This is a genomic window from Romboutsia lituseburensis (assembly GCF_024723825.1).
In the GTDB taxonomy this organism is placed as follows: Bacteria; Bacillota; Clostridia; order Peptostreptococcales; family Peptostreptococcaceae; genus Romboutsia_F; species Romboutsia_F lituseburensis_A.
In genome coordinates, this window is record NZ_JANQBQ010000001.1 from 192,126 (window position 1) to 209,989 (window position 17,864).

The 17,864-nt window shown below is 27.4% G+C and carries 16 protein-coding genes, 1 pseudogene and 1 other annotated feature; of the genes and pseudogenes, 13 read left to right on the top strand and 4 right to left on the bottom strand.

Going from position 1 to position 17,864, the window contains the following annotated elements:
* Nucleotides 1-56: 56 nt before the first annotated feature.
* Nucleotides 57-1,217 carry a site-2 protease family protein gene (locus tag NWE74_RS00960; RefSeq protein WP_258241374.1) on the bottom strand — a complete coding sequence of 387 codons (1,161 nt, stop codon included), beginning with the start codon at nucleotides 1,215-1,217 and terminating at the stop codon, nucleotides 57-59.
* Between the two features lie 346 nt (nucleotides 1,218-1,563).
* On the opposite strand from NWE74_RS00960, the gene NWE74_RS00965 reads away from it, so the two are divergent.
* From NWE74_RS00965 to NWE74_RS01015, 11 genes and pseudogenes are all read left to right on the top strand, one after another.
* Complete coding sequence (locus NWE74_RS00965; RefSeq protein ID WP_258241375.1) at nucleotides 1,564-1,950, top strand: PepSY domain-containing protein; 387 nt, start codon at nucleotides 1,564-1,566, stop codon at nucleotides 1,948-1,950.
* An 83-nt stretch (nucleotides 1,951-2,033) separates the two neighbouring features.
* Nucleotides 2,034-2,705, top strand: coding sequence for a response regulator transcription factor (locus NWE74_RS00970; RefSeq protein WP_258241376.1), 672 nt, complete (start codon nucleotides 2,034-2,036; stop codon nucleotides 2,703-2,705).
* Nucleotides 2,706-2,707: 2 nt separating this feature from the next.
* Nucleotides 2,708-4,069, top strand: a complete 1,362-nt coding sequence (locus NWE74_RS00975; RefSeq protein ID WP_258241377.1) for a sensor histidine kinase — start codon at nucleotides 2,708-2,710, stop codon at nucleotides 4,067-4,069.
* Nucleotides 4,070-4,194: 125 nt separating this feature from the next.
* Nucleotides 4,195-4,803, top strand: coding sequence for a DedA family protein (locus tag NWE74_RS00980; RefSeq protein ID WP_258241378.1), 609 nt, complete (start codon nucleotides 4,195-4,197; stop codon nucleotides 4,801-4,803).
* 165 nt (nucleotides 4,804-4,968) lie between these two features.
* Nucleotides 4,969-5,727 (top strand): 5'/3'-nucleotidase SurE, encoded by a 759-nt coding sequence (surE, locus tag NWE74_RS00985; protein ID WP_258241379.1) that lies wholly within the window; start codon nucleotides 4,969-4,971, stop codon nucleotides 5,725-5,727.
* A 175-nt stretch (nucleotides 5,728-5,902) separates the two neighbouring features.
* Entirely contained in the window at nucleotides 5,903-6,385 is a 483-nt protein-coding gene (locus tag NWE74_RS00990) for a deoxycytidylate deaminase (RefSeq protein ID WP_258241380.1), read from the top strand.
* A gap of 203 nt (nucleotides 6,386-6,588) precedes the next feature.
* The gene (locus tag NWE74_RS00995) at nucleotides 6,589-7,566 is read left to right on the top strand and encodes an SPFH domain-containing protein (protein WP_258241381.1); all 978 of its coding nucleotides are present in this window, start codon (nucleotides 6,589-6,591) and stop codon (nucleotides 7,564-7,566) included.
* A 319-nt stretch (nucleotides 7,567-7,885) separates the two neighbouring features.
* Entirely contained in the window at nucleotides 7,886-8,449 is a 564-nt protein-coding gene (locus NWE74_RS01000; protein ID WP_334304163.1) for a carbonic anhydrase, read from the top strand.
* Between the two features lie 251 nt (nucleotides 8,450-8,700).
* Nucleotides 8,701-9,894 carry an acetyl-CoA C-acetyltransferase gene (locus NWE74_RS01005; protein ID WP_258241383.1) on the top strand — a complete coding sequence of 398 codons (1,194 nt, stop codon included), beginning with the start codon at nucleotides 8,701-8,703 and terminating at the stop codon, nucleotides 9,892-9,894.
* 52 nt (nucleotides 9,895-9,946) lie between these two features.
* Nucleotides 9,947-10,420: pseudogene (locus NWE74_RS01010) on the top strand (CoA-transferase); the annotation flags it as partial.
* A gap of 99 nt (nucleotides 10,421-10,519) precedes the next feature.
* The gene (locus NWE74_RS01015) at nucleotides 10,520-11,881 is read left to right on the top strand and encodes a short-chain fatty acid transporter (RefSeq protein ID WP_258241384.1); all 1,362 of its coding nucleotides are present in this window, start codon (nucleotides 10,520-10,522) and stop codon (nucleotides 11,879-11,881) included.
* A 73-nt stretch (nucleotides 11,882-11,954) separates the two neighbouring features.
* On the opposite strand, the gene brnQ is transcribed toward NWE74_RS01015, so the two are convergent.
* Nucleotides 11,955-13,301: a branched-chain amino acid transport system II carrier protein gene (gene brnQ / locus NWE74_RS01020; protein ID WP_258241385.1), complete on the bottom strand. Its 1,347-nt coding sequence runs from the start codon at nucleotides 13,299-13,301 to the stop codon at nucleotides 11,955-11,957.
* 108 nt (nucleotides 13,302-13,409) lie between these two features.
* Nucleotides 13,410-13,668: a binding site (T-box leader), on the bottom strand.
* A gap of 103 nt (nucleotides 13,669-13,771) precedes the next feature.
* Nucleotides 13,772-14,305: an ECF transporter S component gene (locus NWE74_RS01025; RefSeq protein ID WP_258241386.1), complete on the bottom strand. Its 534-nt coding sequence runs from the start codon at nucleotides 14,303-14,305 to the stop codon at nucleotides 13,772-13,774.
* A gap of 679 nt (nucleotides 14,306-14,984) precedes the next feature.
* Here NWE74_RS01025 and NWE74_RS01030 point away from each other — a divergent pair.
* Nucleotides 14,985-15,662 (top strand): YczE/YyaS/YitT family protein, encoded by a 678-nt coding sequence (locus tag NWE74_RS01030; RefSeq protein WP_258241387.1) that lies wholly within the window; start codon nucleotides 14,985-14,987, stop codon nucleotides 15,660-15,662.
* A 65-nt stretch (nucleotides 15,663-15,727) separates the two neighbouring features.
* Here the strand turns inward: NWE74_RS01030 and NWE74_RS01035 are convergent, their stop codons facing one another.
* Nucleotides 15,728-17,104 carry a GntP family permease gene (locus NWE74_RS01035; RefSeq protein ID WP_258241388.1) on the bottom strand — a complete coding sequence of 459 codons (1,377 nt, stop codon included), beginning with the start codon at nucleotides 17,102-17,104 and terminating at the stop codon, nucleotides 15,728-15,730.
* A 251-nt stretch (nucleotides 17,105-17,355) separates the two neighbouring features.
* On the opposite strand from NWE74_RS01035, the gene tpx reads away from it, so the two are divergent.
* Nucleotides 17,356-17,841, top strand: a complete 486-nt coding sequence (gene tpx / locus NWE74_RS01040; protein WP_258241389.1) for a thiol peroxidase — start codon at nucleotides 17,356-17,358, stop codon at nucleotides 17,839-17,841.
* Nucleotides 17,842-17,864 lie beyond the last annotated feature (23 nt).

Consider the following 17,864-nt stretch of genomic DNA (forward strand, 5'->3'; position numbering starts at 1 on the left):
AGGCTGTTGCAAAATTATTAATTTTAATTGGTTTGCAACAGCCTTTTATTTAATTGTTATAAAGATGAATTATTTATATTATCAGATATTAAAAATTTATTTTTAATAAAATTAATTACTTCAACTTCTCCAGAAATTTCACCTTTTACAGGATATGTATTTTTTAATTTATCAAATTTGTCTAAAAATGTATTGGCTTTTTTAATATCTTTTTCTATTATCAAGTGATAAGCATACATTAAACGAGCTCTACTGATGTAGCAATTAGTTGCCTTTATATATGATTTTAATTTTTTTGTATATAATTCATTTATGTTATTTTGATTTTGAGTTACTATTATTTCATAAAAAAGCAACTCACATTTTATTTCATTTTCAAACAATTTAAGTATATTAGGTGAATAATTAATTAAAAATTCATAACAGCTTTTTGCTTTATCAAACTCTAGCCTATCATGATAATAACTAGCCTCAATACATTTAATACTACAAATTAAAGGATTACTAAAATCAGATTTTTCATCAATTTCAAACCATTCAATGGGCATATCCTTAATTCTCATACCTTTACTTAAAAGTCCATGTACCTTTAATTGAATATAAAAGCAGTATTTCATAGTATTATTTTTTAGGATGGAGAAGGTATTATATCCATCGTTAGAAATTCCACTTATTTTCATTGGAATACCATTAGTTAAAATAGCTATTACACCAAAGATAATCATTCCATACAAAAATTCAGATAAATATATACTTGTGGTAACTGATGAATATATTATAAAGCATAATATAGAAACTAAAGCATTCATTAAAATACCACCTAAGTTGTATAAAACATATGAGCAACTTTCGCAATTATCAGATTTAGGCATCATAAGGCATTGACCTGCAGTTCCTTTTAAATTGAATTTTTTTATAAAAAATTTATTATTTTCTTTTATAAGAGTAAAACTACCAACTCTAAACGACACGAACTCATAACCAGACATTAATCCAAATACTAAATGTCCTGCTTCATGTAAAATTGTTTGAACTAAAACTGAACTTATAAAAAATATAAAACCAAAAAGCGACCCTAAAAAGCTTATTTCAGCTAACTCATTTTGATCTAAATTTTTTGTTCCTAAGAAACCAGCTATAAATCCACAACCAAGCATCAATAAAAATGGAATTGTAGAAGATAAGATTTCTTTAATATTTTTTTTGTTTTTGGGCATGAAATCCCTCACTTTCTTTGTATATATATTTTAAAATTATATTTAATAAATTTCAAATACCATATTATACCATAATTGTAACATATAAAAGCTTCCTATACTCTAAGTAAACATAATTTAAATGCCTACTTCTATAATAGAAGGCTTTTAGTTAATTTATATAATCCCAATCCTTTATAGAACCATCATCTTCACCGACTTTTCATATGGCTTGTGTAGAAGAGCTATCTTAAGAAATATTATATATAATAATTAAAATTTTCATCAAATTTTAATACTTTATTAATAGTAATTTAATTTATAGATTGTAAAATGTATTTAGATTAATAAATTGGAGGGAACAATCATGAAAGATAAAATAAAAAATAGCAAAGAAAATTTAAATACAGAAAAAGTATTACAAAAGTTAAATGAAAATAAGAAAAAAATAATAAGAACAGTAGCTATATTATCAATAATAGGAGTATTAGGAATAGGAGCCACAGGTACAGCAGTATTTGCTTATGCAAAATCAAATATAAATTACACAGAAAAACAAATGAAAGAAATTGCATTAAAGAAAGTTCCTGGAGAAGTTATAAAAGTCAAGAAGGAATTCAACGAAGAGGACTTTTCATTCGAATATGAATTTAAAATAAAAGATAAGGAAAATATATTGAGAGAAATAACAGTTAATACAAGTAGTGGCGCAATAGTTGATTTAGATAACCATAAAGATATGCATGAGGATTAAATTATAAGGGGATATATTATATATTCCCATTTTGTGTATTTTATTATAAAGTAAAAGAGTAATACCTTAGGGAGGATATGTATATGAAAAAAATACTTATAATAGAAGATGAAAATAATATATCATCTTTTATAAAGATGGAATTAGAATTTGAGGGATATAAAGCATTTGTAGAAGCAGATGGCAAAGATGGATTAATAAAAGCATTAGAAGAAGATTTTGATTTAATATTATTAGATTTAATGTTACCAGGTTTAAATGGATTAGAAGTATGCAGAAGATTAAAACGTGAAAAAAATACACCAATAATAATGCTAAGCGCAAGAGATAGTGTTATGGATAAAGTAACAGGGCTTCAAATCGGCGCAGATGACTATATAGCAAAACCATTTGCAATAGAAGAATTACTTGCTCGAATTCAAGTAGTTTTTAGAAGAGATAATAATACAAAAAATTCACATGTTATAGAGGTTAAAGATTTAATGATTGATTTAGATGCACGCACTGTTAAAAAAGGTGATGAAGAATTAAACTTTACAAATAAAGAATATGAAGTATTAGTATATCTTATAAAAAATAAAAATAAGGTTATATCAAGGGATAATTTGATTGAAAATATATGGGGATATGATTACGAAGCTGAAACTAATGTAGTAGATGTATATATAAGATATTTAAGAAATAAATTAAATAGTGAAAATAAAGAGGAATATATTCAAACAGTTAGATCTGTTGGATATGTTATTAGGTCATGATTGTGGAAAATAAAAAAAAATTACCAGTATCATTTCAGTTTAGTATTGTATCATTAGGCATAATAACAACTATACTTGCTGTTTATACGATAATACAACTAATAAGTTTTAGCATATTCAGCATAGAGTACCAAAATGAATTAATCGATAAAACTTACAATCAAATAAATTTAATTATTGAAAATCAAAATATCAAGGAAAATAATATAGAGATTGTACTTAATCAAGTCAGCGAAGTATCTGATGAAAATCTTAGAATATATAAGAAGAATAATATAATTTTTCAATCAGATACAGATAAATGGAGAAAAATTGGTCTGAATGAAAATGAAGGTAAAAGAAATACCTTAAAGTTTATAAAGTTTAGACCGTATTTAATATTAGACAAACCTCTAAATAAAAGTGGATGCAAAATTCAAATATTACAAGAAATAGATATCTTAACAGATATTGCAGAAAAATATGTATTCTTATTTATAGGTGCAATAATACTTGGAATAATACTTAGTATAATAGGAGCAATATATTTATCAAGGAAATTTTTAAATAGATTAAGAGTATTAGCTAATACTATGGAAGACGTTAAACAAAATAACATAAAAACAAGAGTACCATTGTCTTATACGAATGATGAATTTGATAAAATAAATATGTTATTTAATTCTATGATGGATGATATTGAAGAATCATTTGATAAGCAAAGTCAATTTGTATCAGATGCATCACATGAATTGAGAACGCCACTTACTGTATTACAAGGCCACCTTAAGATGTTAAATAGATGGGGTAAAAATGATAAATATGTTTTAGATAATTCAATAAATGTATGCTTAGAAGAAGTAAATAGAATGATAAAAATGGTAAATGAATTATTAGAGTTATCAAGGTCAGATAAAGAAGCTTTAAATTTAATTAATTTACAATATATATATCCAAAAGAAATAATTTTAGATACTATTAAAAATTATGAATTAATAAATGAAAAAATAGTATTTACAAAAGAAATAAATGAAGATATTAACTTAAAAATAAAAGAAGAGCATTTAAAACAATTGTTAATGATAATAATTGATAATGCCATAAAATATAATGACAAAGAAAAAGTAAATATAAATATAAAACTTGATTTAAATGAAAAAGGAAAATTTTTATCAATAAAAGATAATGGTATTGGTATAGATAAAACTCACATATCAAAATTAACTGATAGATTTTATAAAGTAGATGAATCTAGACAAAAAAATAATTCCTTTGGCCTAGGTCTATCAATAGCAAATAAAATACTATCCTTGTATAATTATAATTTAAATATAGCAAGCGAGACAGAAAATTATACAAAGATAACGATTGAGTTTAATAAATAAAAACTAGAAATTAATGACAAATTTTAATAAAAATTTAATGTTTTGTTAAGTTTATTTTAATTTTAGTTGTGTAAAATAAACTTAGCAAAATACATAGAAAAAATAAGGGGGGATTTAAATAACTTATGGACATAAATACTTTATTAAAACATTTTATGGAACAATACGGATTAATAAGTATATTTGTTATTGTAATGCTAGAGTATGCAAATTTTCCTTTACCAAGTGAAGTTGTACTACCTTTAGCTGGAATAATGGCATCTAATTTAAATATAAGCTTTATCACTGTATTAGGAATAAGTGTATTAGGGGGAATTATAGGAAGTATTACAAACTATTTAATAGGGTTATACTTTGGTAAGCCATTTATTAAATATATACTTACAAAATTCCCAAGAGTTAAAAAGTCAGTTCATTCATCAGTGAATTATTTGGAAAAATACGGCAAGATATCAGTGATGATTGCAAGAATAGTGCCTATTGCAAGAACATTTATATCTATACCAGCTGGAGTAACTAAAATGAATATTACATGGTTTACATTTTATTCATTTATAGGAATAGCTATTTGGAATAGTATTTTAATATATTTAGGATATATTTTAGGAGACAATTTAAGTCATATAACATTAATAATGAAAAACTATTCAATTGCAATTGTTTCAATAATATTTATTTTTATAGGAATTTATTATATAAAAAAGAAATATACTAAATTTAAAAAAGAAAAATAATATTTATTTTAAAATGAGGTAAGATAGGCTATGTAGATAAATAAAATCTATAATAGTCTATTTTAATTTATAGATTTTATTTATATTTTAAAATATTGTTAATGATCATTTATTAAACTAATATTAAGTTATAATTATATTAAGCAAAAAATAGGAGGGGAAGTAATGAATATATTAATAACTAACGACGATGGAATAAGAGCAAATGGTATAATAGAATTAGCTAAGGCAATGTCAAATATAGCTAATGTATATGTTGTAGCTCCAGAAAGTCAAAGAAGTGCAACAGGTCATGCAATAACTATACATAGTCCGATAATGGTAAATGAGGAATTTATAGCTGAGAATATAAAAGCATACTCTATAAGTGGTACACCTGCAGATTGTGTAAAGCTTGGAATAGAAGGTATTCTTAAAGATATTCACATAGATTTAGTATTAAGTGGTATAAATAATGGACCTAATTTAGGTACTGATGTTATATATTCTGGAACGGCATCAGCAGCAATAGAAGGCCTTGTGCAAAATAAGCCATCAATAGCTATATCATATAATGAATTTAATGTTAGCAAAGAAACGTATAAAAAAGCATCTATGCATGTTGTAAAAATAGTTGAGAGTGTAAAAGATAAATTAGATATGTTAGATGACTGCATATTAAATGTAAATATACCAAATAAAGAAATAAAAGGAACCAAAGTAACTGTTTTAGGAGAAAGAAAATATGAGAATGTAATGGAAGAAAGATATAGTCCATATGGTAAAAGATATTTTTGGATAGGTGGGAAAATAAAAAATATAGATCAGGTAGAAAATAATGATATAGATTGTGTAGAAGAAGGATATATATCTATAACACCTGTAAACATTGATATGACAAATAAAAATAAGGTTAATTATATAAAAGATTTAAATATTTTTTAATAAAAATAATAAGCGATATACATTTTAAAATTAATACTTATAAGTATTTAGAATACAATAATATTAGTCTAATTTTTATATAATACTGTATAAATTTGTAAAAATAATATACAATATAAGAAACATAACAAAATATTATTGTGATACAACTAATGTTTATACGTAGGAGGCTAATATGAAGAGAAAAGATTATATATCTTGGGATGATTACTTTATGGGAATATCTTTATTATCTGGGATGAGAAGTAAAGATCCATCTACTCAAGTAGGAGCATGTATAGTAGATAAAAATAATAGGATAGTATCAATTGGATACAATGGATTTATAAATGGATGCAGTGATGAAGATTTTCCATGGACTAGAGATGGAGAATTTTTAGAAACAAAATATCCATATGTAGTTCATGCAGAGCAAAATGCAATATTAAATGCAAGAGGAAAGTCATTAGAAGGATGTAGTATATATGTAAATTTATTCCCTTGTCACGATTGTGCAAGAAATATTATTCAGTCAGGAATAAAGAAAGTATATTATCTTGTAGATAAATATGCAGATACAGATTCTATAAAAGCATCAAAATATATGTTTAATAAAGCCAATGTAGAATTAATTCAATTAAAGCCTAATATGGATAAAATAGAAATAACATTTAAGTAATATATAAAAGTGTCTAGAATTTTTGATTTTAGGCACTTTTAATTTATATAAAATTTACACTTTCATAAAATAGTAAGCAGTTTGTTTTTATTTTTGTTAAATCTATTGTACTAAAAGGAAAAGATTGTCATAATAAAAAGGAGAACCAATACTCTTAAGTAGAAATATTATAGTATATAAATTTATTAAAGGAGGGAATAGATATGGGGAATAGTCAATTTGACTACAAAGAAAAAGAAGCAAAATATTATAATGGTATAATGGCTTTGCTATTAATACTATTATGTATCGTTATCTCTATAGGTACAATAGTACTTGGAGCAATAAATGAAAATGCATTTTTTATAGTGCTAAGTATAGTAGTTTTAGTTATAAGTTTTATATGCTTAGGTGGATTGAAAATATTAAATCCAAAAGAAGCTTTAGTATTAGTTTTATTTGGTAAATATTATGGAACAATAAAAAAGGAAGGATTTTTCTGGGTAAATCCATTCTGTTCATCTGTAAATCCAACTTATTCACCTCAAATGATGCAAACAAAAATAAAAAATCAAGAAGATTTAGAAGTGTCTATTCATAGTAATACCAAAAAAATATCTTTAAAAACTATGACATTAAATAATGAACAGCAAAAAGTAAATGACTTATTAGGAAATCCTATAATAATAGGTGTAGTAGCTATCTGGAGGATAGTTGAACCTACAAAAGCTGTATTCAATGTAGAGAATTATAAGACATTTATATCGATACAATGTGACACAACTATTAGAAATATTGCAAGACTTTACCCTTATGATGTTTCTGAAGATGGAGATGAAAAATCTCTTCGTGGTAGTAGTCAAGAAATCGCAGATAAACTAAAAACTGAGCTTCAAAGTAGAGTTGATGAAGCTGGAATTGAAGTAACAGAAGTTCGTATTACTCATCTTTCTTATGCACCAGAAATAGCAGCTGCTATGTTACAACGTCAACAAGCAGAAGCAATAATAGCAGCTCGTAAAAAGATAGTAGAGGGAGCTGTTGGAATGGTTGAAATGGCTCTTAATAACTTAAATGATAGTAATATTGTTAATTTAGATGATGAGAAAAAAGCTGCTATGGTCAGCAATTTATTAGTTGTACTTTGTGCAAATAAAGAAACGCAACCAATTGTAAATAGCGGATTAAATAATCAATATTAATAATTAAATAGTAATAAGAAATCCCCTATATATTGAAGCGTTAAAAAGTACTTCTTTATATAGGGGATATTTATAATGCTAAAAACTATGTATTATATATTTATGAATAATATCATTATAAAATAAATTCAAAGTTATTACAGATAATAAATAAAGAGCATATAAAGAAAAAATAGTTAGACTATTTTTAAAATTTATAATATAATATATTAAATTTAGTAAAAGTGTATAACAATGTAGATTCAGTGTAAAAAAATAAATTAAAATTTGATAGATAAAAATATTTAGACATAGGAAGGAAAAGGTAATGAATAATAAAATTAGGAAATTAGATAAACTATTAGAATATAATAAAGCATTTGTAGAAAATAAAGAGTATGAAAAATATGAAACATCTAAAGAACCTGATAAGAAAATAGTTATTTTATCATGTATGGATACAAGACTTACAGATTTGTTACCTAAGTCTATGAATCTAAAAAATGGAGATGCTAAAATAATAAAAAATGCAGGGGCAACTATAATGCATCCTTTTGGTAGTATTATGAGGAGTATTATTGTAGCAATTTATGAATTTGAAGTAGATGAAGTACTTATAGTAGGACACCATGGTTGTGGTATGTGTAACTTAGACACAGAAGTTTTACTAGATAAAATTTTAGATAGAGATATATCTGAAGATACTATAAACACACTTTCGAACTCAGGAATTAATGTTTCAAAGTTTTTACATGGATTTGAATCAGTAGAAGAGTCTATTGAAGACAGTGTAAATGTAGTTAAGAATCATCCGTTAATACCTAAAGATATTATAGTACATGGACTTGTTATATCTCCTGAAACTGGAAAAATAGATGTTGTAGTTGATGGATATAAAAATTAAAACTTATAAAAAAACGAAAGGGCCTAAAATTTATTTTTAGGCCCTTTTTTTACGATTAAGGATATTATAATACATCAAAAACTGTGGATAAGTTGTGATGTATAGCAATATAGTTTTATTGAATTTCACAAAGGATATTTAAGTATAGACATTCTAATTAAGGGCGATAAATTTTACAATGGGGCATAAGCCAATAAAAATAAGCATACATATAAATAAAAAAATATATTGATATATTGGGGGAGAGTCAAATGTCTAAGGTATATATAATTGATGCAAAGAGAAGTCCAATTGGCAAATTTTTAGGAAAGATAGCTACAGTTTCGCCATCACAATTAGCAGGGCAAGTAATAAAGTCAGTTATAGAAAATAACAATATAGACCCTAAGTACATAGATGAAGTAATCTTAGGCAATGTATTACCGGCAGGACAAGGTCAAGGCATAGCAAGACAAGCAGCTATTCCTTATGAAGTACCAGCATATGGAATAAATATAATATGCGGAAGCGGTATGAAAAGCGTTATGAGTGCATATTCACAAATAAAAGCACAGATAGCAGATTTAATAGTTGCAGGAGGCGTTGAGTCAATGTCTCAAGTTCCGTATGTAACAGATTATACTGTAAGAACTGGTAGCAAAATGGGAGGAATGAATCTTAGAGATAGTTTAGTAATGGATGGGCTTACTGATGTATTTAACAACTACCATATGGGTATAACTGCTGAAAATGTAGCACAAAAATATGGTATAACTAGACAAAAACAAGATGAATTTTCTATTAAATCTCAAGAGAAATCGATAAAAGCTATTGATAGTAAAAAATTCGTTGATGAAATAGTTCCAATAGAAGTTAAAAATAAAAAAGGGATAGAGGTTTTTGATACAGATGAATATCCAAATAGAGGTACAAGTCTAGAAAAACTTGCAAATCTTAGACCCGCCTTTAAAAAGGATGGTACTGTAACAGCAGGTAATGCATCTGGCATAAATGATGGAGCAAGTATCGTAATTGTAGCATCAGAAAAAGTAGTTAAAGAATATGGACTAAATCCAATTGCTGAATTAATATCAGTTGGCCAAGGAGGAGTAGATCCTTCAGTAATGGGGCTTGGGCCTGTACCGGCCATAAAAGATGCATTAAATAAAGCTAACATGAGTTTAAAAGATATGGAACTGATAGAATTGAATGAAGCTTTTGCAGCGCAATCATTAGGTGTAATGGAAGCGTTAAAAAAAGAACATGGTGTTGATGATGAGTGGTTTGAAGAAAGAACTAATGTAAATGGGGGAGCAATTGCTCTAGGACATCCTTTAGGGGCTTCAGGAGCTAGAATTTTAACAACTCTTTTGCATGAAATGAGAAAAAGAAAATTAAAACATGGATTAGCTTCACTTTGCATAGGTGGAGGAATGGGTACTTGTGTAATAGTTAAGTCTATTTAGTCACTTTAATATAAAGGGGGAGTGATTTTATGATAAATCACTTCAATCTGAAAATGGATTTATAGAAATAGGTTCAAGTCCAAAGTCAGGTGAGGAAAATAAATATATAGTAAATGCAGGCGGATCTCCTGTTACCATAAATACTGGAGGAGCATTTTTTGATAGTGCCAGTTCATTTTCAATAATAAGAGGAGTACATGTAGATATAACGGTCTTAAGTGCCCTTCAGGTTGATGAAAAGGGAAAATTAGTACCAGAAATGGGTGGAGCAATGGATTTAGTTGTTGGTTCTAAAAAAGTAATAGTAGCGATGGAACATACAGCAAAAGGAAAAGCTAAGATTTTGAAAGAATGCAGTTTACCATTAACAGCAAAGGGTCAAGTAGACTTAATTGTAACTGAAATGGGAGTAATGGAAATTACCGATGAAGGACTTATATTGGTTGAAATAAATAAAGAATTTACTATAGATGAAATAAAAAATGACATAGAAGCAGATTTGAAAATTAGTAAAAATTTACAATAAATGAAATAGATATTAATGAATATTAATATGATAAATTTAAAAAATTTAAGGTACTTAAGACTTAAGGTCTTGAGTGACTTATAAAATTGGGAGGGAGATATGTTTAAAAAATTCACAAATGGATGTGTCAATTTAGTTCAAAACTATTTGCCAGATCCTTTCTTATTCTGTATCATGATTACGTTTGTTATATTTTTGTCAGGAATTGTATTTACAGGTCAAGGGCCTATAGATATGGTAGTCCATTGGTCTGGAGGATTTTGGAGTTTATTAGCATTTGCTATGCAGATGGCTCTTGTATTAGTACTAGGACATACATTTGCAAGTGCACCGTCATTTAAAAAGCTTTTAGGTAGAATGGCAAAAATACCTAAGAAACCTGGGCAAGCAATATTGATGGTAACTTTTATTTCATCAATAGCTTGTTTAATTAACTGGGGGTTTGGATTAGTTATAGGTGCTATATTTGCTAAAGAACTAGCTAAAGAAGTTGATGGTGTTGATTATAGAGTCTTAATAGCATCAGCCTATTCTGGATTTTTATTATGGCATGCAGGATTATCAGGATCAATTCCTTTAACGTTAGCAAGTGGAGGAGAAACTGTTGTTAGTGCCACAGCAGGAGTAATTGGAGCACAAGGGGTTCCAACTAGTGAAACCATATTTTCAATATCAAATATGATAATAGTAGGTGTTTTAGTTCTAACATTGCCATTATTAAATAAAGCTATGCATCCGACAGAAGATAAAGTAGTTACAATAGATAGAAGTTTATTAAAGGATGAAGACGCATTTGTGGAAATGAATAGAGGAGAAATGACTCCAGCAGACAAACTAGAAAATAGTAAAATAGTAAGTTTATTGATATCTTTAATGGGATTTATATATATCATATATTATTTTATAAATAATGGATTTAATTTGAATCTTGATATAGTCAATTTTATATTCTTATTTTTAGCAATAGCTCTTCATAAAACACCAAAGAGATTTTTACATGCATTAGGTCTAGCTGCTAAAAGTGCTGGTCCAATAATGCTTCAATTTCCATTTTATGCAGGTATAATAGGAATGATGACAGGTACTAATGCTGATGGATTCTCTTTAGCAATTTTAATATCTAATTTCTTTGTATCAATTTCAACGAATGTAACATTTCCAATGCTATCTTTCCTAAGTGCAGGAATAGTAAACTTTTTTATACCATCAGGAGGAGGACAGTGGGCCGTTCAAGCGCCTATAATGATGCCAGCAGGGGAAGCACTTGGTGTTAATCCAGCTAAAACTGCCATGGCAATAGCATGGGGTGATGCTTGGACAAATATGATACAGCCATTTTGGGCATTGCCAGCATTAGGTATAGCAGGACTTGGTGCAAAAGATATAATGGGATTTTGTATAGTAGACTTATTATACTCAGGAGTTATTATATCCATGGGTCTTATGTTTATAGGAATGTAATTGAAAAGTATATTAATATAACATATAAAAAGCAGAGATACTACTCTGCTTTTTATAGTTTGTTACTCGATAGTTACTTTAAATTTTCACTTTGTGCAACCATTTTGTTATTTAAGTTGTTTTTTATAGAAGTAGACAATAATCCTAAAAGCACACCAAGTAAAGCAGGAACTACCCATCCTAATCCTTGAGAATATAAAGGCAATTTACTAAATAGGTTAGAAATAAGGTCTAATTTAAAACCTACTTGTCCTAAAGCATCAACTACGCTAATAACACCAGTAAATAATATAGTAAACTTATAAACTAAAGAACTTTCTTTTAATAAATTATCAAGCATGGATAAAACTATAAGCATTATTGCTATGGGGTATATTGCATTTAGCACAGGTACAGATATAGCAAGTATTTTAGTTAAGCCTAAATTAGCAAGCATCATACTTGAAAGAGACAGTATTCTAACAAAAGATTTGTAAGAAATTTTGTTTGTAAGTGTAGTAAAATATTGGCTACAAGAAGTTATAAGACCAACACTAGTAGTTAGGCAAGCTAACGTAAATGTGGCAGCTAGTAAAATTGCGCCTGGTTTACCAAAAACATAAGTAGTAACATTTGTTAATGTTTGTGCACCATTTTCAGTAACACCAAATCTAAATCCACTTGTAGCTCCTAAGTGAGCAAGTAATGAGTAAATTAAAACTAATAATCCACCAGCTATAAGTCCTGCTTTTATAGATATAGAAACAACAGTTTTTTCATCTTCGATACCTTTAGATTTTATTGCTAAAGCTATAACTATACCAAAATTTAGAGCGGCTATTGTATCCATAGTAAGATATCCATCTAAGAATCCTTTAACTAAGGGACTAGTTAAATAATCTCCACTAGCTACACTATAATTACCTAGTGGTTTAAATAATGATCCTAAAAATATTACAGCGATTAAAAATAGAAGCAAAGGAGTTAGTACTTTACCCATACGATTTACTAATTTCGTTGGAGATAATGAAAGCCAATATGCTACTGAAAAGAATATAAATGTAAACAAGAATAATGCAAATGACTTTGAAATAGTTTGAGGTAAATAAGGTGAAACAACCATTTCAAAAGGTAAGCTTCCAGCTCTTGGTATTCCTAGACCAGGACCTATTGATAAATATACTAAAACTGTAAAGACTACTGCAAAAACATTATTAACTCTTTTTGCTAGATTAGTAAGTCCACCTGACTTAGCAACGGCAACTACCCCTAATACAGGAAATCCTACAGCTGTTATAAAAAATGATACCATTGCTAGCCATGTTTTATCTCCTGCTGATTGACCAAGAAATGGTGGAAATATTAAGTTTCCTGCTCCAAAGAATAAAGAAAAAAGCATTAAACCGATAAGTAATAAATCTTTTTTTGATAAAGTGTTCATTTTAAAACCTCCTAATTAAATTAATATTTTTTATCCGTACATTATATCACCTTCAATGTCCATAAATATTCCCCCTTTCGAAAAATAAAAAACCGCCCCTTGTAAAATACAAGGGACGGATTATCCGCGTTACCACCCTAATTCTACAAATAAAGGTATAATAAATAAACCTATTTGTAGCACTCAGTTACGTATCTAACAATACGCTTATCTTTTAACGGTGACAGATACCGGCAACACTTACTAAATATTGTTCGGTGTTGCTTCTCAGAGATGATTTTCAGTAAAACTTGAACATTGGTTTTCAGCAAACACCAACTCTCTGTAGAACAAAATAATACTTACTTTTTCTCTTCGTAGAATTTTTTTATTTTATTTGAAATTTATTAATTTAATAATATATATGATTTTAGATGATGTCAATAATATAAAAAAACTTTTTTGAATTATTTTTATTTTTTGATAATTAATTATCTACATGTGTTTGTATCTAAATTTAAGTATCCAGATTTACGTAAAGTTTTTCTAAGGGTTAAAGAAAGTGGTATTGAAACTATAATACCCATAGAAGAACTCATCAAAGAGCTTGGTATATTTAGTAAAGCTGCTTCAAAACTTCCTATGACGAAAGTCCAAGCAATAATATATCCAACTAAAGTCCATAAAGAAGCTGCAAATAGTCCTAGAAGATTTATAAAAAAGTTGTTTCCGTTGTTATTTCCTATATGAGCTATACTTCCAGCAATAAATCCTGCTATACCTTTTATAACAAAAGACCATAATGTGTAAGGAGAGAAACCTAATAATAAATCAAAGAAAGCAGAACCTATAGCCCCAGCTGGACCTGCATATTTTCCTCCAAATAATATAGCTAAAGTAAAAATCATCGCACTACCTAAATGAACCATAGCTCCATTTCCAAAAGGAATTTTTATAAAAGTTGCTATTGTGCATAATGCTGAAAACATACCCACATAAATTATATATTTTGTATTTTTATTCATATAAATACCTCCATACAATTAGTTTTATATACTAAAATGTAAACAAAATAGTATGATTATGAGCAAAGCTTATCATACAATTGTTGGTAAAAACAATAAATATAAGATAATAAATATAATAATAGTAATTGTATTGGTACAAAAATTATTAGCTAAAGTAATATATATATAAATTGTTACTAGTATAAAAATTTTACGAGCTTTTAACAATAAATTAGATATTTATAACTCATATACATATTATAAAATGCTATTGTCTAATTAGAATACATAAAATTTAATATTAATATAGAAAATAATAAAGTTTACATAATAAAAGGGTATGTGAACTTTACTAACTTTATTCAAATATAATTTTATATATTTTTTTATTGTGATACAAAATAAAATTTAATTTTTCTTATTGTTATAATAAAATAAAATTTTAGATAAATATAAATAATTAGAAAATAAAAATATGAAATAGAATTTTTATCAAAATGGCTAAAAACTAAGTGTTTCAAAAGTTTTAAAACTAATAATAAGAAAAATTAAAATATTAAAACAAAATAAAAATGGCTAAAAAAATAACAAACTTTATTGACAGATTTTTGAAATTATATTATTCTTTAAAAGTCAATAAATCAAGTGTTTAGCTTAAAATCAATCGAAATGTTAGACATACTTAGGGGGAATATATATGAACAAACTTTTAAGCAGTGTGAAAAGGTTAACATTATTTTTTATAGGAATGAGTATAATCCAATTTGGGGTTGCATTATATTTAAGAACAAATATAGGCTCAGATCCATTTACAATTTTCACACAAGGCTTAGCATGTGCGTTAAATAATATGGGGTTAAACGCTACGACGGGTACTGCAAACAGAATAATATTAGTAGTATTATTTGCAATAATATTTTTAGTTCAAAAAAATCATATAAAAATAGGTACTTTAATATGTGTTATTGGTGTTGGTCCAATTATTGATATGGGTGTAAACGTTGTTTCGCATTTTCCAATACATACATATGGATATGCTTTAAAGGTAGGTTTAGTAGTATTAGGCTGTTTTATAATAGCTATAGGATTTTCTATACTTTCATCAACTAATGTAGGGGTGGCACCGAATGATATAATACCATTTATAATACAAGATAATCTGAAAGTAGAATATCGTTGGATAAGGATGGGACTGGATGCTACATTTTTAATTGGTGGTTATTTCTTAGGAGGTACTGTAGGAATTGGAACAGTTATAGCAATGCTTATAACAGGTCCTTTTATACAAACATGTTTACCACATGGGGAAAAATTTGTTAACTTTATTTTAAATGAAGAGATGGTAAATAGTGGAGTAGAGGATCTTAATATATAATTTTTTTGACAGGGATGAAAACTCTTTCATAGTGATTTATAATTGCTAGGAAAGAGTTTTTTTATTTATATGAATTTTAGTGATAGAAGCAGTACTACAAATATAGTTGTAAAAATTGGTATAACGACAGATGTTACAAAGATGTCTTTATAAGATTCTTTATGTGTTAGACCACAAATCGCCAAAGTTGTAATAACTGCCCCATTATGAGGCAATGTATCTAGTCCACCAGAGGATAAAGATGCTATTCTGTGTAATATTTCTGGGGAAATATTTAAAGTATGACTCATTTGGATATAGGAGTTAGCTAAAGCGTCAAGTGAAATACCAAGACCACCAGAAGCCGAAGCTGTAAGTCCACAAATTAAGTTGACAGATAAAGCTTCTGAAATAATTGGATTTGAAGAGATTGAAAATATAAAGTTTTGAACTAGCGTAAATACAGCTAAAGACTTTATAACGCTTCCATATCCAACAATGGCACTAGAATTAAGTAGAGGTTTAAAAGAATTACTAACACCTTTATCAAGTGCAGTTTTTAAGTTAGATATTTTTTTGAAATTAATTAAAACTATAAAAACATCAGCTAATATCATAGAAATAATAACGCTCCAAGTTCCAGATACACTACTTAAAGTAGTATTAAATTCTTTTAAATAACGTCCATCTACATTAGCAAAATATATTTTAGATAAAAATAAATTACTTAAAAATATAATTATTATTGGAAAAATAGATATGAAAATATTTGGGAAGCTAGTTTCATTAGCATGTGAAACGACATCATTGTGATTTCCATATCCTTCATTGTTAAGTTTTGCAGACTTTGCTCTTTTATTTAACCATAACATACCTAAAGTTAACATTAAAATACTTGCAAATAATCCTATTATAGGAGCTGCAAATGTATCTGTACCAAAATATTTCATAGGTATTACGTTTTGAATTTCAGGGGAACCAGGTAGAGCAGTCATTGTAAAAGTGAAAGAACCCAGAGCAATAGTACCTGGTATAAGTCTCTTTGGAATATCTGCTTGTTTAAATAGCATAGACGCTATTGGGTATAATATAAATGCTACTACGAATAAAGAGACTCCTCCATAAGTAAGTAAAGCACCTGATAAAACAACTGCTAGAATAGCTTTATCTTTACCTAATTTATTAGTAACAAAATAAGCTATAGATTGAGCATAACCAGCTTCTTCCATAAGTTTTGCAAAAATAGATCCTGTCATAAATAACGGGAAGTAATTTTTTATAAAACTTGAAAAACCAACCATATAAACCTCTGTATAGTTGGCCATCAAGTGACTATTAAATCCTGATGTAAGTATTAGTGTAATAATTGCAACGATTGGTGCTGTTATAATAGTTGAAAAGCCCTTATAAGCTAAGTACATTATAAGTGCTAACGATAAAATCAATCCTAAGATGCTAATCATATAAACGTCTTTGCTAATTTTAATAGCAATCTCCTTTCTAATTTATTAAATATTATTTAGATTAATAAATTACCCCGAGATAGTAAGAATTAAAACATTTATTTATTTTTTTACTGTTAGAAATTAAACTGAAAAAAATTAGAATTTTTTGAAATGATTAAAGATTAAACTTTTAAACAGTGGGTATCAATATACTACAAACGTTAAGAATAATTAGTGATCGATATAGATTACATAGGAGGTATATAGATATGAAAGTAACATTCCAAGGATCACCATTAACTTTAGAAGGAACTCAAATAAAAGTAGGAGATACTGCACCAAACTTTACAGTAGTAGGTAATGATTTAAATCCTGTATCTTTAGATGATACAAAAGGAAAAAGAGTATTTTTATCTGTACCGTCAATAGATACAGCAGTATGTGATATGGAAGTTAGAAGGTTTAATACAGAAGCATCAAAATTAAATAATGTAGAAGTTTATACAATATCAATGGATTTACCATTCGCACAAGCTAGATGGTGTGGAGCAGCTGGTATAGAAAATGTAAAAACTGTATCAGACTACAAGGACAGAGAGTTTAGTAAAAACTATGGAGTTTATATAAATGAATTAGGATTATTATCAAGAGCAGTATTTGTTATTGATGAAAATAATAAAGTTGTATATGTAGAGTATTTACAAGAAATAACTGAAGAACCTAATTATGAAGCTGCATTAAATGCTTTAAAATAACATATTAATTAAAATGAGTAACT